This window comes from Nitrosomonas marina (assembly GCF_900110145.1).
Classification (GTDB): Bacteria; Pseudomonadota; Gammaproteobacteria; order Burkholderiales; family Nitrosomonadaceae; genus Nitrosomonas; species Nitrosomonas marina.
In genome coordinates this window covers 40,983-57,081 of sequence record NZ_FOCP01000012.1, presented here as the reverse complement: position 1 = coordinate 57,081, position 16,099 = coordinate 40,983, and the positions used below count along the sequence as shown (strand labels likewise).

General features: G+C 47.0%; 13 protein-coding genes. 6 read left to right on the top strand and 7 right to left on the bottom strand.

What is annotated here, in order from left to right:
- Window positions 1-304 precede the first annotated feature (304 nt).
- Window positions 305-1,492 (bottom strand): porin, encoded by a 1,188-nt coding sequence (locus BMX44_RS09645; protein WP_090632045.1) that lies wholly within the window; start codon window positions 1,490-1,492, stop codon window positions 305-307.
- Window positions 1,493-1,942: 450 nt separating this feature from the next.
- Here BMX44_RS09645 and BMX44_RS09640 point away from each other — a divergent pair, with 450 nt between their 5' ends.
- From BMX44_RS09640 to BMX44_RS09630, 3 genes are all read left to right on the top strand, one after another.
- Window positions 1,943-3,334 carry a YncE family protein gene (locus tag BMX44_RS09640; RefSeq protein ID WP_245738893.1) on the top strand — a complete coding sequence of 464 codons (1,392 nt, stop codon included), beginning with the start codon at window positions 1,943-1,945 and terminating at the stop codon, window positions 3,332-3,334.
- A 139-nt stretch (window positions 3,335-3,473) separates the two neighbouring features.
- Window positions 3,474-4,064: an SCO family protein gene (locus tag BMX44_RS09635; protein ID WP_090632227.1), complete on the top strand. Its 591-nt coding sequence runs from the start codon at window positions 3,474-3,476 to the stop codon at window positions 4,062-4,064.
- Complete coding sequence (locus BMX44_RS09630; RefSeq protein WP_090632040.1) at window positions 4,061-4,675, top strand: hypothetical protein; 615 nt, start codon at window positions 4,061-4,063, stop codon at window positions 4,673-4,675. The genes BMX44_RS09635 and BMX44_RS09630 overlap by 4 nt, the downstream gene beginning before the upstream one ends.
- 502 nt (window positions 4,676-5,177) lie before the next feature.
- Here BMX44_RS09630 and BMX44_RS09625 read toward each other — a convergent pair.
- The 5 genes from BMX44_RS09625 to BMX44_RS09605 all read right to left on the bottom strand — a co-directional run bounded on the left by BMX44_RS09625 (window position 5,178) and on the right by BMX44_RS09605 (window position 9,693).
- Entirely contained in the window at window positions 5,178-5,459 is a 282-nt protein-coding gene (locus BMX44_RS09625; protein ID WP_090632037.1) for a hypothetical protein, read from the bottom strand.
- Window positions 5,460-5,685: 226 nt separating this feature from the next.
- On the bottom strand, window positions 5,686-6,345 hold the full coding sequence (locus tag BMX44_RS09620; RefSeq protein ID WP_090632031.1) for an exopolysaccharide biosynthesis protein: 660 nt from the start codon (window positions 6,343-6,345) through the stop codon (window positions 5,686-5,688).
- 119 nt (window positions 6,346-6,464) lie between these two features.
- Window positions 6,465-7,688, bottom strand: a complete 1,224-nt coding sequence (locus BMX44_RS09615) for an ABC transporter permease (RefSeq protein ID WP_090632027.1) — start codon at window positions 7,686-7,688, stop codon at window positions 6,465-6,467.
- 85 nt (window positions 7,689-7,773) lie between these two features.
- Window positions 7,774-8,532: an ABC transporter ATP-binding protein gene (locus BMX44_RS09610; protein WP_090632023.1), complete on the bottom strand. Its 759-nt coding sequence runs from the start codon at window positions 8,530-8,532 to the stop codon at window positions 7,774-7,776.
- A 9-nt stretch (window positions 8,533-8,541) separates the two neighbouring features.
- Entirely contained in the window at window positions 8,542-9,693 is a 1,152-nt protein-coding gene (locus tag BMX44_RS09605) for an efflux RND transporter periplasmic adaptor subunit (RefSeq protein ID WP_090632019.1), read from the bottom strand.
- Window positions 9,694-10,032: 339 nt separating this feature from the next.
- Here BMX44_RS09605 and BMX44_RS09600 point away from each other — a divergent pair, with 339 nt between their 5' ends.
- From BMX44_RS09600 to BMX44_RS09590, 3 genes are all read left to right on the top strand, one after another.
- A complete protein-coding gene (locus tag BMX44_RS09600) occupies window positions 10,033-11,250 on the top strand; it encodes a pyridoxal-phosphate-dependent aminotransferase family protein (RefSeq protein WP_090632015.1) in 1,218 nt (405 codons plus the stop codon).
- A gap of 141 nt (window positions 11,251-11,391) precedes the next feature.
- On the top strand, window positions 11,392-12,384 hold the full coding sequence (locus BMX44_RS09595) for an MraY family glycosyltransferase (protein WP_090632012.1): 993 nt from the start codon (window positions 11,392-11,394) through the stop codon (window positions 12,382-12,384).
- A gap of 1 nt (window position 12,385) precedes the next feature.
- The gene (locus BMX44_RS09590; protein WP_090632007.1) at window positions 12,386-14,254 is read left to right on the top strand and encodes a polysaccharide biosynthesis protein; all 1,869 of its coding nucleotides are present in this window, start codon (window positions 12,386-12,388) and stop codon (window positions 14,252-14,254) included.
- On the opposite strand, the gene BMX44_RS09585 is transcribed toward BMX44_RS09590, so the two are convergent.
- Entirely contained in the window at window positions 14,255-15,910 is a 1,656-nt protein-coding gene (locus tag BMX44_RS09585; protein WP_090632004.1) for an ABC transporter transmembrane domain-containing protein, read from the bottom strand.
- Window positions 15,911-16,099 lie beyond the last annotated feature (189 nt).

Below are 16,099 nucleotides of genomic sequence, written 5' to 3'. Positions count from 1 at the left end.
TGGAAGGCTGTTTTTTTCCGATATTCAACGGCTCTGCTATTCCGCGCAGTACGACAGATTGCCTGTCAGCGCCCGATCCACGGTATGACGTGACTGCGTTAAGACGGGCGGCAATTGCAAATAGCGTGATGTATTGATCGGCGGTTGGAGTGTTTACCTGAATTTTATTCTATGTATCGCGCTGTTACCGGATTCCGGGCCATCCGGAATCCGCTTTGAGTGGTTGGGCCGCTTGTTTTCGCCAATTCTGGGATTTGGCTTGAATACCTGCTTTACGGCCTGAGAAGGGTTTGATTGTGTGGGGTTAAAACAGGTGGCGTAAGCCGACTGTCCAGGTGTTGCGGTCACGGTCCACTGTCGTATTCCTGTCGATGACATTAACGCGTTGATAGCCGCCGAAAAGATTCGTCCGCTTGCTCAGATGATACAGTGCGCCAACGGTAAAGCTTTTGGCATCGCGCTTGTTCGCAAAAGCCGTACGTTTGGCATGGGTCATTCCGCCCTGTGCGACCAGGGTAGCGTTACCAAGTTTGTATTGACCGCCTACATACCAGACATCGCCATCGCCGCCGGGATTCATAGCAGAATTACACTGCCGGGTTTTTATTTCTTTGATTGAACCGAGCGCGGCAGCGTCCGAACAGGTTGCTGCACCTATCGCATCACTGACGGACTCATACTGACCCTGCAGTTGAAAATCATTATATGACCAGACACCGCCGATACGGCCGACTTCCTCGGTTTTCAGGTTGGCAGTGGTCACTCGTTTCTGGAACGTACTGACATTGTCCCTTGAATATCCGCCGAAGACCTGGAATTTATGCGCCTGAAAATCTAAATTATATTTCGCGGCTACCTGAACGTCCCATTCGCCGTCCTCGCCACCGGTCTCGCCGATATTAAAGCCGTCGCCGCCGAGCGCGCCGCCGAGATGGGCTTCCAGTTTTTCAGCATCTCCGGGCATCAACAGGACAGCGAAAGAAAAACCGTGAAATTCGGTGGAGGTAAACCGGACAACACTATTGACCGCAGAATATGCACCGGCGCCGAGGCCGTTGGCGCTGGCGATCATGGTGCCGCCACTGCCGGCAGCCTGCAAGGTTGTATAGACAAATGGATCAATGGTCCAGCCACCGGCAAAATCCGCGAACGGCGAATGCGTGCGTCCGATTTTTAATGTGCCGATTTTGTCGTTATTGATGCCGACGAAAATTTCCCGGCTGCCCTGGGTTGCGCCGTTGGTATTGAAGCCGAAATCGATCATCGCCATTGCCTGAAAACCCCCGCCCAGGTCTTCAAACACACGGAACCCCCATGAGGAAAAAAACGTTGGGTCGTTTACCGTGGACTGACTGGAATATCCCTCGATATTGATATGACTGTATTCAGACTGGATCCTGCCAACAACAGAAAATTTAGATCCGAAAGCGGATGCTGTGGCAATTAATGTGACAAGACCGGCTAATATCATAGCAATCAAATGCTTACTCATCATAATCCTTATTTTGTATGAAATGTTTAATAAATTTGAAAACAAAGCTTTATAAGCCTGTAACAAAGGACTTCTACAATCCTTCCAAGTCTGCGCAAGTGGGAAGATAAAGCCGAATCGTTTCATTTTGATGAAAACGGAGTCGAACGATAAAGCAACCGGACCGCGAAAGATGTGGGGATTCTCACAACCCGGATTGATTGTCCATAAACGATAAATTGACCGGGGTAATGTGGGAAAACTCACAGGGAATGACGCCTGTTTCGAATTATGATGCCGGGCGTTTTACGTTAATTTTTGCCCCCGGAATTGAACGGGTTTTCCGGTTCAACTCTGGGTTTTAAAACCGAAGGATGTTTCAAACACAACTTTCGGTTCAGTTTTCCTAATCCATTGAGTCACTTATTCGCAATGGATTAGGAGTTTTATGTCAATCTTGGAGGGATTTTAATGATTTCAAAAATAAAGCCTGGCCATATGGCCTCGCTAACAGCAGCATGTATGCTGGCATTCTCAGCCAGCACACTCAGCGCCCAAGAAACTGAGTTCGACGGTGATAATGAAGTGCATTTTCGCAGTAATAACTATTCAGGAAATCACAATCAGGCTGTTTACAATGAACATTTACAGCCTGTGGTTACCGCGATCGATTACCACACCCGTGTGATTTACCTGTTTAATTATGAAAACGACAAACTGATTATCATTGATCCGCTGACAAGTATTAACGGCTGGCCGGGTGATATACCGCTGCAGCATACCGCGGTATTGCCGGAGGGCGATATGATTTATATCACGTCTGACAACACGGAAAACCACCCGTCTTATGTGATTGCATTAAAAGTGCTCGACATTGACTGGAATGCAGGAACGGTGTCATTGAATCTGGAATCGTTGATGGTGGCGGACAGCCCGAATACACCGGCCGAGCTGCCTTTCGTCGAACCGGTCAATGATGTCCAGAATGTACCTAACTGGCTGATCGGCAGAGGAACGCAGATTCACGGTAATACGCTGCTGCCTTATTCGGATTTCATGTATATGACCGAATTTACCTCGGACAGAGTGCGGGTCGTCGATCTGAAGACGAACCAGCTGGCCAGTGTCGACCCGATAGCAATACCGGGTTATACGGAGCAAACGCATGGCATTAACTTCAATCGGTCAGGCACAGTCGGTCTGGGCACAGGCTATTTCTTCGATAATAGTATGATCGATGTATACAAGCCCAATAGAGAGACAGGGGAATTGCAAGTGGTTGGCCAGATCATGCTGGGTAATGAGAAACGACATGCCGCCTTTACGCATTTTGTCTACTGGCTGGACGAGCGTTTCGCTGTCACGGCCTCGATGCAGTTTGATAAAACGTCGCTGACACCGGACACTACCAGAAAGATTATTCCACCGAGTGTATGGTTGCTGGACACCGTTGAAGGGACTGCTACGAAAATTATACGCCACACGAAACGTGTGAACGGGCGCGGTGTATTCCGCTCGCCTTCCGATCTGGCGGTTGTCAACGGCAAACTTTATCTGGCTGAGGAAGATTCGCTGGATTATGAGTTTGGTGAAGACGGTTATATTTCGGTCTGGGATTTGACCGATCGCTACAATCCGCGTTTCATTAAGCGGATGAAACCGGGGCATGAACTGCCGCAGGGGTACTCTGTTGCGCACACCATCAGCCCGACGCCGGACAACCGGTATCTGATTGTGGCAAGCTGGGTTTCTGGTTATGTGTTGAAAATAGACACGGTGACAGACCAGGTTGTTAAACAGTGGGGTCCTGAGGATGGGCTGGTGCAGCCGCATGGTATTTTTGCAGCAGGCGGAACTCGCTGAAGCTAGGCGTTTATAGTGCACGTCAAAACCCATCGGCTGCTCACGGCAGATGCACGAACTGGTCTCTGGCTGGTGGGTTTTTGAAACGCTGCACCGATTCTTTGTGTTAAATCTAAAAGGAGATGCTAAGTTGAAAAAAATGTTTTTTCATGAGAGCAGCGTGTTTGCAGTGATAACTGCGGTGCTGCTTTTCATGCAGACCGGTCTTGCGGCGGCGCCACTCGTTCTGCCGCGCCCCGTCCCCCTGCAGGCAGAGACAATCGCGCATCTGAAACAGGCGCATGTGAACGCCAATGAAAGCGATCAATGGCAACTGGTGGTTTTCGGGTTTACCCGCTGCAAGGATATTTGCCCGACCTCGCTTGGCAACCTGCATATGCTGATTCAGGCCGCTTCCGCTGAGAATATTCAATTAAACGGCACTTTCGTTTCAATCGACCCTGATCGTGATTCTGCTGCTGCGTTGTCGAGCTATACAGAGCGGTTCGGATCTGATATTTCGTATTTACGTTTTGAAGGTGAGCAACTGGAGCAATTTAAAAATGCTTTCGGTGTTGAAGTCGCTTTCTATACGAAAAGTGCAGGAAATATGGAAAACTATCAGGTTGACCACAGCACGACCGCTTTTCTGATTGATCCGGAAGGCAGGATCAAGGTGATGTTCGACGCAGTCAAAGACGCAGCTGACATTGCGTCACTGTTTAAGAAAAACAGGGGGTTGTTCTTATGATTGCCAGGATCGCCTTGCTGTTTTTCCAGTTCGGTTTGCTGGTTGGACCCGCTGTAGCCATGCAGCTGGAGGCTGATCCGCGCGTTATCATTTCTTTTATGGATAAATCGCTGCCGCCGGAGCAGGACATTTTACGTGTCACTTCTGATGTTACATCGGACAATCACCTGGTATTCCAGGTGCAAACCAAGGGAGAGCGGGTAGACGGGGAAAGTAATGATTATGTAATGCTTCATATTCAGCACGAAAAAGCCTATGCACTGATTATTCCTTTGAATAGAGAGGCGAATGAAGCAGTTCGGATTTATGAAGCCGCGCTGGAACCGGATAGTCAGTTGACCGCGATTACCTTTAAAGAATCACCGCTAAGCAGCCAATATGCCGGGTTTAGCGCGACACGAATTGATCGGGGAACAAAATTTACAATGCCGCTGGACTGGATTAATTTCGGTGCAAGTTTCGGTTTTGACGCATATACAGTGGAAGCTGCCATATATGCAGACACGCTACAGATTAACGCTGTCTATGATCAGGCAAGGCGCGGACGAGCGCAGCCCAGGCAGATATCTGCGATTACATTGCTGAACAATATTTGCTCACCAAAAAAATAGACGGCACAGTTTTTTCCGAACAATGTGTGAATTGTCGTTGTTTTCTCTGTCGGTAGTACCGGCCTGTACTTTGTGTTCGCCATCAACCAGCACCATGGATTATTCGAACATGTTAATTGAATGCAGAGACTGCGTGTTGTTGAAGGACTATGTCGATCTGCATTCAAGCATGTTCACTCTTGCATGTAATTCTTCAATAGCTTTTGATGAATTCGATCCAGATTACCAACGTTAGTTCGTGCATGTCTTCCGAAGCGCAATCAATGAGTGAATATATTTATCTGATCGTCGGGAAAAATATGAAGGGTGCTGACAAAGGCTGGCTGGTACAAAAATTAGGAATGCTTTACTAAAATTTCGAGGCGTGGCTTTTTCTTAGAGTGGATACATATTTCCGGGGTTGCCGGAAGATGCGATTTGGAGCTGTCACGTAATCCAGAATTGCAGGCATTGTTGGAAAGAATTCAGAATTCTGGATTACATGACGACCCCAATATCTAATTCAACAAACTTGCTGCAGAACAAGTTGATTGTTATATGACGTGGGCTGGTTACGGGTATTGACTTTTTCTTGGTTACTGACCGTACATGACAGCTGTGTATCTGGGCGAATAGTTGTCTTTTTTAATACCCTGTCGTTCGATGTGTTCATGGTGCTCTGGCTTGTTGCGATTCCTGTTCGATGCCATCTGCTATCGATGGCGCCATCTGAAACAGCCCATGCGTTTGCGTAAAATAATAATGACAGGGTGCAGGCAATAGAGGTGTTTTTTGTAAGTTCCATCAGTTTTCCTTTGAATTGAAGTCAATGTTAGAAATGAATAGTGTTTTTTGAATTAATCGTACAAATCAACAAACACGGAGGCAGTCTAAGGAAAGACCGGGAAACTATCTGTGGGAATTCGCACAAACAGGGAAACATTGAAAAATTTATGTAACAGCCGGTACAGGAAAATGCGAATAGATATTTAAAACCTGCCTGGTGGAAAGCGGTGGTGCAAAGTGAGTTATTAATAAAACGTTGGTAGCGACATTCCCATCCACAGTAAAACGAGAATGATCATGGTGATACCGACACCTATGGTGCCAATAATCATACCGATTAGTATGGTGATGCCGTCCTTGCTCAGCAGCCCAAGTGACATTATCAGAATACCCCAGCCAGGAGGAAAATTGGTTAATGGTATGGGGAGCGATATTGATAATGCGAAAACAAACGTAAAAATACCAATGATTCGTTCCCAGGTGTGTACGCTGATATAAGTCAGTCGTGGCTGCAACCGTTTTTCTATTTTTTTTAGCCATGGATTGGCTTTTACAATCAGTTTCTCCAGACTTTCGCGTTTAATTTTTTTTGTCGTGATCCATAGCGGCAGCCAGGGTGATTGCATGCCGATGATCATCTGGACTGAGAAAATAAAGAGTGGAATTGAAAAAAAAGTGGTGTAACCGGGAGGTACCGGTACCGGAAGGCAGAGCGGTAAAGCTGCGATTGCCAGCAGAATGCCAAAACCGCGTTCGTGCAGAGAGTTTTTGATCTCGCCAATGGACACTGTGTCGCTTCTATAAACAACAACGACTGTTTCTAGCAGCTCAGAGGTGGAACGCTCTTTTGCGTTATTATTGTTTTGCGCTGATGTATTGTTATTATTGCCCGGATTAGTGCTCATCGGTTTTTCCTACGCTGTAGGCCGTATCTTTCCAGATAATTTCTGTCCGGTAAAGTCGTATAGAACGGTTTTTATTGCTGATCATGAAAACCGGTGGTATTGAATGGATTTTGATCGTGTTATTCATACCGCAGAGCATCAACCGGTTTCAGTGACGCGGCTTTTCGGGCCGGATAAAAACCGAAAAAAATTCCCACTGCCGAGGAAAACAGAAAGGCCAGAAAAACCATGCTTAGAGTAATGACCACAAGCATATCAATAAGCTGGCTGATTATCCATGCGCTGCCAATCCCCAGAATAACACCAATCATACCGCCCATAAAACAGATCATAATGGCTTCCAGCAGGAATTGAATTAGAATAGCATTTCTGTTGGCCCCGATAGCCATACGAATGCCGATTTCGCGGGTGCGTTCGGTGACGGAAACCAGCATGATATTCATTATGCCAATACCGCCAACCAGTAATGAAATCGAAGCGATAGCACCCAGCACGATAGACAAAATTTTCGCTGTGTCGGTAGCGACATCCGCAATGGCGGTCAAATTACGTACTGTAAAATCATTTTCCATTCCATCGGAGATACGGTGACGTTGCCTCAGAAGCTGTGTAATTTCAATTTCTGCTTCTTCCATTGTCTCAGCAGATTTTCCCTGAACCAGCATATAACGTATCGAGCCGGGGAACTGGTTGCCGGTTATCTGGCGTTCGCTGGTCGTAATGGGAATAAAGACGTTATCGTCCTGATCGCGTCCACTTAAGCTTTGACCCTTGGCGGCAAGCACGCCAACAACCAGAAAAGGTCGATTGGTGATCCTGACTGTTTTGCCGACCGGGTTAATCGTGCCAAACAGGTTTTCAGCTGTGATGGAACCCAATACGACGACACGCGCCGCTGAACGTACATCAGTCTCGGAAAAGATCGAGCCGTCTTCGATGGTCCAGTTTCCAACCATAAAATAATCCGGCGTGGTTCCTGTGATTGACGTACTCCAGTTTTTTGCATTGAAATTTAATTGAGCCGTACCGCTGATGACCGGCCCCGTTGCATTGACCGCAGGGAGTTCCGCAATGGCCATTGCATCATTCACTGTTAATGTTTTTACACTTCCGCTGCCAAAACTCAGGCCGCCTGATGAAGTTGCACCCGGCAGTACGATAAACAAATTGCTGCCCATCGTTTCGATGGATTGATTGATTTTTGTTTGCGCTCCCTGTCCAATAGACAGCATCAGGACCACGGCGGCTACGCCGATAATCATGCCGAGCATGGTTAACCCGGTGCGCAAACGGTTCATGCGCAGAGCACGCATTGCTTCTCCAATGATGGTGATCAGCTTCATATCACTGCAGCAATCGGAAAGAGGTTAACGTCAGGGTATATTGCATCATAGTAAGCAGACAAACGGAAGGAATGATAATAATGAATCATACAACCGGGTCAGGTACGTTCTCAAGTGCCTGATCACCATCATATACAATGCTTCCGTCTTTGATAAGAATCAACCTTCTGGCGTAAGCTGCGATGTCATTTTCATGCGTTACCAGAACAATTGTGATGCCCTGTTCTCGGTTTAGCTGCTCAAATAAGGTCATGATCTCCTGGCTGGTTTGGGTGTCAAGGTTACCCGTGGGTTCATCGGCGAGAATCAATGGTGGCTGGTTGATCAGTGCGCGGCTGATGGCTACGCGTTGTTGCTGGCCGCCGGATAATTGATTGGGATGGTGCATGGCGAATTTTTCCAGTCCGGTGCGCCGTAGCTGCTCCATAGCCTGTTGTCGACTGCTGGCGCGGTTTTCTCCGGCATATAATAGCGGTACTGCGACATTATCAAGCGCTGTCATGCGATTTAACAGGTTGAACCCCTGAAATACAAAACCGATATAACGGTTGCGAAGCCGGGCAAGTGCGTCATTCGACAGCATGGCGACATTCTGGTTTTCCAGCCAGTAATCCCCGCTCGTTGGTGTATCCAGGCAGCCGAGTATATTCATCAGAGTCGATTTTCCTGATCCAGAATGGCCCATGATAGCGACAAATTCACCTTTTTCAATAATCAGATTGATATTTTGTAGCACCGGGTTTTCGATTGTATTGCCATCGGCATCAATGAGTTTGTAGCTTTTGTGCAGTTGTGCAATTCGAATTAGCGTAGTGGGAGAGGGCGCTGGCTGGTTTGTCGACATTTGAATCTATCAGAACATCCTGAATCTAAATTTGGTCTGGGAATCCTTCGGATCACTTTTTTCCCGTATGACTACAGTGTCGCCAGCGTTAACGGTGCTGGCAACTATTTCAGTGAAATGGCCGTCTGTAATTCCTCTGGATATAAGTGTCGCAACTGGGCGGCCGTCAATCAGCCGGTAAATCACGGATTGACCGGGCTGTCCGGCAGGTCGCTGCTGCTTGTCTGGGCTGGGTTCGGACGCTTTAGGTTGATATCGTAGCGCAGCATTTGGTACGCGCAATACATTTTGTCTCTGATTGACAACAAAGTGAATATTGGCAGTCATGCCAGGTAAAAGCGAACCGTCAATGTTATTGACCATGGCAACAACATTATAGGTAACGACGTTTTCCTGTATCGTCGGGTTCAGACGAACCTGTTTGACTCTGCCGGTGAATGTGCTCTCCGGATAGGCGTCAACGGTAAAATTGATTGGCTGGTCGATGCGTAATAAACCGATATCCGCCTCAGCAACACTGATATTTATCTGCATTTCACGTAAGTCTTTGGCTATCTGAAACAGCACAGGCGTCTGAAAATTTGCGGCAACGGTTTGTCCGACATCAACATCGCGCGCAATCACGACACCGGATATCGGTGATTTGATAATACTGTAATTCAGGTTGGCGCTGTCTCTTTCAACCTGCGCCTGACTGACCGCCAGTTGTGCATTGGCTGCATCGAGTTCCTGCCTGACGATATCGAGTGCTTCAATCGAGATAAAGCCTTGTTCATGCAGCTCTCGATGACGCTTGAGCTTGCTTTGCGCAATACTGTACTGCGTCTGCGCACTAAGCAGATTGGCCCTGGATTGCTGTAACTGTGCCTGCAGCAGTGCCGGGTCGAGTTCCGCAAGTATCTGGCCGGTCTCGACCTGGTCGTTAAAATCGGCGTGCAGTTTGGCAACTGTACCTGAAACCTGCGTGCCGACATTCACGAGAACAACAGGTGTCAATGTGCCGTTCGCGGAAATGGTCTGGATGATATCGCCATAGTCCAGTGTGCGCGTCAGAAAAGAACTGGCCTCAGGTTCATCGTCATTAGGTGAGTACCAGTACAACGACGCCGCGCTTAAAAGAAGCAGCACTGTGATGATAGATCGGGTGTTACGAATAAACATGATGATTTGTTGAAGGAGTATACTGGAAGCAGGGCGATAAACGCCTTTTCGTGTGCTGATGCCCGCTTCGTAAACGCGTTTGGAGTCTTTTCCTAATGTTGTAAAAAACCGGTTTGTCGACTGGCATGATACTGAGACATTTCATGGTATTTCTGGTTCAATAAGTGCCTGGGCACAATATGAACTGTTGCATTATTTGCATACGGTACATACAAGACAGATAAATAAAATTGACTGAATACTATCTGGTTTATAGTAAACTTTCCAATCACTTGTTAAAATTAGCCCTTTGATGATGCTAAGAAACATTTTAACTTTACAATAATACTAGGATTGTTCATGACTACCGAAGATTTTCGTTCTGCAAAGAATATTGCTACATTTTATCCACCACAACGAATTTTAATGGGCCCCGGCCCGTCCGATACGCACCATCGTGTTCTATCGGCCATGGCACGGCCAACGCTGGGTCATCTTGACCCCGTTTTTGCCGATATGATGGAAGAAATCAAGGATCTGTTGCGTTATGCTTTTCAAACCAAAAACAAAATGACGTTTTCAGTTTCAGGCCCCGGATCTGTGGGAATGGAAATGTGTTTTGTCAACATGATAGAGCCGGGTGATAAAGTGGTGGTTTGCCGTAATGGCGTATTTGGTTCGCGTATGATTGAAAATGTAGAGCGACATGGCGGGGTTGCGGTAGTTGTCGATGACAAGTGGGGTGAGCCCGTTGACCCGCAAAAAGTCGAGGATACGCTCAAGCAACATACGGATGCCAAAATTCTGGCGTTTGTTCATGCCGAAACATCGACCGGCGTACTGTCAGATGCGCAAACACTGTGTGAAATTGCGCGAAAATATGATTGTTTGACGATTGTTGATACGGTAACGTCGCTGGGTGGTTCACCTATCAAGGTCGATGAATGGGGTATTGACGCTATTTATTCAGGCAGTCAGAAGTGCCTTTCATGTCCGCCAGGTTTATCGCCAGTCAGCTTTTCCGAACGCGTGACCAATCTGGTTAAGAATCGTAAAACCAAGGTGCATAGCTGGTTTATGGATATTGGCTTGCTGCTGGGTTACTGGGGATCGTCGACTCGTACGTATCATCACACAGCACCGACCAATTCATTGTATGGTTTACACGAATCCCTGGTGATACTGTATGAGGAGGGTCTTGAGCGTTCGTGGGCGCGTCATCGGCGCAATCATGAAGCTTTTAAAGCGGGCCTTGCAACCATGGGCATCCGTTATGTGGTTGACGAGCAATATCGTTTGCCACAGTTGAATTCCGTTTATATACCGGACGGCGTCGATGATAAAGCGGTTCGGGACAGATTGCTCGCCGATTACAGTCTGGAAATCGGCGCCGGTCTTGGCGATTTTGCCGGGAAAGTCTGGCGTTTTGGTTTAATGGGTACATCCAGCCGAGTTGAAAATGTGGTGATGTGTTTGAACGCGCTGGAAACGGTGTTCTTGGACATGGGTGTGAATCTCAAACGCGGGACCGCTGAATCTGCGGCACATCAAAGCTATGCAGAGAATCCAATGCCTTAAGCGCTATGCCTTGAGGTTTTGCGAAATTTTTTACGTTAATCCGAAGTTGTTTTCGGTTTATACGCCTTAAAACCCGTTTTTCCACTGTTCGTGAAGTGGAAAAACGGTGCTTAGAAACGAATTTGGGATGATCCGATCATTATGCTTCTGGATTTTCCTCTATCGGTTGTTGCTGCATTGCTGATAGCTTTTTTTGTATCCTATTGCTCAATTGCATGGCTCATACAGTGGAAAACATCTGCAGTTCTTGATTATCCGAATTCAAGATCACTGCACACCAAACCTGTGCCGCGTATTGGTGGTATCGGTTTGTTGGCCGGTGTGATCTTGGCATGGCTGGCTGTATCGGTACAGCTACCGGTACCTGTCTGGCTGGGTATTGGCATATTGGCCGGAATATCGATTGTTGATGACATCCGGAACGTACCAGTCGGCTATCGTTTATGTGTACATTTGCTGGTTGCGCTGGGATGCTGCTTTTCTCTAATGCTCGATTTGCATGAATGGCCGCTGGTAGTAGGCATTACGCTGGCAATGCTGTGGATGTGCAATCTGTTTAATTTTATGGATGGCTCTGATGGCCTTGCTGGTGGCATGATATTGTTCGGATTCGGTTTTTACGGGCTGATGGCTTTTTTATCCGGTGATATCGGTTTTGCTGTAACCAATGTATCAGTAGCGGCAGCGTCACTCGGGTTTTTACTTCATAATTTTCATCCGGCACGGATTTTTCTTGGCGATGTGGGTGCGATTCCGTCAGGTTTCCTGGCAGCCGTCATGGGATTGATTGGATGGATGAATGGGTTATGGTCATTATGGGTGCCATTATTGGTTTTTTCGCCATTTATTGTGGATACAACGGTGACCCTAATAAAACGATTGCTGCGTGGTGAGAAAATCTGGCAGGCGCATCGAGAACATTATTATCAACGAATGGTACAAAGCGGTCTGGGGCATAAAAATACGGCATTACTTGGATATGGGCTGATGTTGTTAGCAGGTGCGAGTGCCGTATGGATTAATGGTCAGGCTGCATATATTCAATTAGCTGTCGTTCTTATATGGGGAGCGATCTATCTGGGATTGATATTGATGGCAGATCTGAGTAAGAAACCTTACGCAGGTGAGCGTTAAAATGCTGGGAAACAAATTCGGTATCCGTTCAGTTATTGCGTTCTCTCATGATTTGTTTGCGGTTGCAACAGCCTGGTTACTTGCCTTTCTGTTTTATATAGATTTTAGAATTTCAGTTTTACCGTTTGCGTTATTTTTCGATTTAATGTCCTGGATATTGCCGGTTCAGGCAGTTACTTTTCTGTGGCTCGGTTTGTATAGAGGGCTGTGGCGTTACGCCAGCCTGCCGGATTTGAAGCGTATCACTGTTTCGGTATTGTTAAGCGCGGTTTTTGTTTCAATTGTTATCTGGCAACGTGGGCTCCTGGAGATGGTGCCATTCTCGGTCAGTGTGCTGGCGCCGGTTCTGCTCTTGATGATTATGGGCGGCAGTCGGCTGATCTATCGTGCCTGGAAAGAGCGTCGCTTATACAGCCTTGAGAACTACGATGGAAAGCTGGTGCTGATATTGGGTGCAGGTAGTACAGCAGTTAATCTCGTCAAAGATCTGGCAAGCAGTCACGACTGGCATGTCGTCGGTTTATTGGACGATGATCCCAGAAAGCTGGGTACCCGTCTACATGGCGTGCGGGTGCTGGGAGTGATTGACAATTTACCGCATTGGGTGCAGAAGTTAAACGTAGGGCATGTCATTATCGCCATGCCTTCACTCTCGCACCGGTTGCGCCGGCACATATTGGAAATGTGTTCGGAAATGGGTGTAAAAGCGATGATAGTTCCATCTTATCAGGATCTTATTAATGGCAAAACAACTATTTCACAGATTCGTGAAATTCAATTGGACGATCTGCTGGGGCGTGCGCCTGTCGTGCTGGATGATGAAGGGCTGCATGGGTTTCTGACAGACAAAGTTATCATGGTTACCGGTGCGGGTGGCTCAATCGGTGCTGAGCTGTGTCGTCAGATTATTGCATTCCGGCCTGAATATCTGGTATTGCTCGAACGTAACGAATATGCTTTGTATTGTGTGCAGGAGGAATTTGCAAAGAAGTTTCCTGAAACTAAAATGTCGTTTGCGATCGGGGACGTCAAGGACGGTGCGCGTATCGACCAGCTGTTCCGGCAGTTTCGTCCAACTGTCGTTTTCCATGCCGCTGCTTACAAGCATGTGCCGTTGATGGAGCATGAAAATGCCTGGCAGGCCGTTATGAATAATGTGATGGGTACTTATGTTTTGGCCAGTACGGCAATACGTTATCAGGTAAAGAAGTTTGTTCTGGTATCAACCGACAAAGCAGTCAATCCGGTAAATATCATGGGTGCCAGCAAACGTCTGGCAGAAATGGTCTGCCAGGCAATGCAGCAATCGACCAGGAATCACAATCAGTTAACCTGCTTTGTAATGGTGCGATTCGGTAATGTCCTGGGTAGCGCGGGGAGTGTTATACCCAAATTTCGCAAACAGATTGCAAGTGGTGGTCCGATAACAGTTACTCACCCGGAGATGACGCGTTATTTCATGTCGATTCCAGAAGCTGCACAACTGGTGTTGCAGGCAGGTTTGATGGGGGGGTTGAAAGGCGGCGGGGAAATTTTCGTGATGGATATGGGCGATCCCGTAAAAATCAAGGACCTTGCCAGTGACATGATTCGCCTGTCCGGTCTGGGTGAAGACGATATCCGCATAATCTATACCGGGTTGCGACCCGGTGAAAAACTGCACGAAGAATTATTGTCAGCAAATGAAAACACCGTGCCGACACCACACACAAAACTCCGAATTGCACAGGCGCCTGAGGTCAATGAGCAATGGCTGGTGGCGTTTGTGGCCCGGTTTGAAAAAATCAAGTCGCTTAACGATGCGGAGGCGCGAATTGAACTCGCGGGCTGGGTGCCTGAATATGCGCCGAACGGCGAAACAGTGCACTGATTATTTTTCTGTTATTGCGCCGTTATTCAGTAAAAAAATTCGATCGATGTGCTCGTCTGTTGCAGGTATAGTTTGCAGGAGAACAATCACGGTACGGTTTTGCATCAAGGTCATAAGCGCTTCATTCAAAAGTGGTCGATTCGGTTGCAGCCACAGATTGTCTATAATCAAAACCGGAGAGTTTTTCAGCAGTGCTCGAGCGACTTCGACTTTCTGCCACTGATGTCGGGTCAAGCTTGCGCCGTTTTCGTCAACCCGGGTTTGCAGTCCGTCGGGCATTTCACGAACAAAGCGTGAGGCTCGTGCGATGTGGGCAACAGCAGTAATGCTGGCTTCGTTGGCGCATTCTGTCAAACCGTACGCAATATTATTGGCTACAGTACTGTTCAGGATGACAGGCTTGTTTGACACCATGGCAAAGTGTGCGAGCAGATCAGCGTGTTCCATGGCTTCATACGGAATATCATCCAGCAGTATTTTTCCCGCTGAAGGTTTCTTGAAGCCGAGCAATATATCAATCAGCAAAGCGCAATCTGATTTGGATTGACACACTAATGCCACGATCTCGCCAGGTTTGATTTTTAGATCAAGCGTATACTGCAAACTTCTTTCCGGTACCGAACTGTAAAAGCTGGCTGATTCAAATGAAAGGCTGCCTTTTGTAGCTGGAATTGCCGGTTTATCATGACTATAAACGGTGTGTTGATCGAGTAACAAGACAATCTGATCGAGATCTTTTTGTATGCTTCGTGATATTCGGGGCAAATCCGCCAGTCGACTGATGGGTGCCATCATTAACAATGTAGCTGCGACATAGGCTCCAAGTTGGTCAATTGAAAATTGGCTTCTGACTGCCTGTTGCATCATCAGATACGATATGGCAACAATGATCAAAGCAAGAACAAGCTGGCACAATGTCTGGATAAATGCACTATAGTTGGTCTGCTGTATGATTGTTTGTTGTAATGAGTGCGACGCCTGTTTTAAAAGGCGGTATTCTTGCTGCTGGCCGTGGTAAAGCCGTATATGTCGAAAATTTTCGATCGAACGCCGTAAATGTCTAACCAGCGCGTTAAACGATGGTTTTTCTACATGAAGAAAGGCGTTGCGTTGTCCCTGCATGACTTGCAGCATCAGAATAGCAAAAGGAATCAGCAAAGCAATAAAGAGTGCAAAATCCTGATCAAGCCAGACTAGGTATGCGACCAAGCCGAAAAGGATCAGTATATCGCGCACAAGTACAGTGATTATATGAACTGTAAGTCGGGAAATTTCTCGGATGCTGGTAAGCGCCTTTGTTGTCGACAGATGTTTGTCCAGCTGCTGATAACGACATATGGGCAGATTGAGGAGTGTGTTGAATAAATCGGCGTTCAGTTGTTTGAGAAGACAATTGCTCGTCTTTCCCGCTAGGTACTTGTTGCCGTATTCAGCGAGACTGCGGATGGTCAGCAATAGCATCACTGCCAGAAATCCTGCCTGTATGGCATATGTGTTTTTTTCAATAAATGCGGCGTGCAGTATCTTTTGAATGTAAAAGGGTATAGCTGACAGAGTGAATGCGATAATAAATATTACCAGCAATGCAACAAAGAGCATTTCACGACAGGAAGTCATTTTTTCTGCAAGGCGCTTGTAATATTGTGTGTGAATCATATATGTATGAAATTGGTATTACGCGGTTTCCAGTGATAAAACGAGAGCCTCTGGGTCTGTTTTATATGAACGACAGCCAGTATTTTAAGCCAGAAGCTTCAGCTTGGGTTTTATGTGATCAGGAGTAATATAGTACAATGTTTTCCGGTTCAGCACGTGATTGACCGATTGTTTTATGCGGTTCTGGTG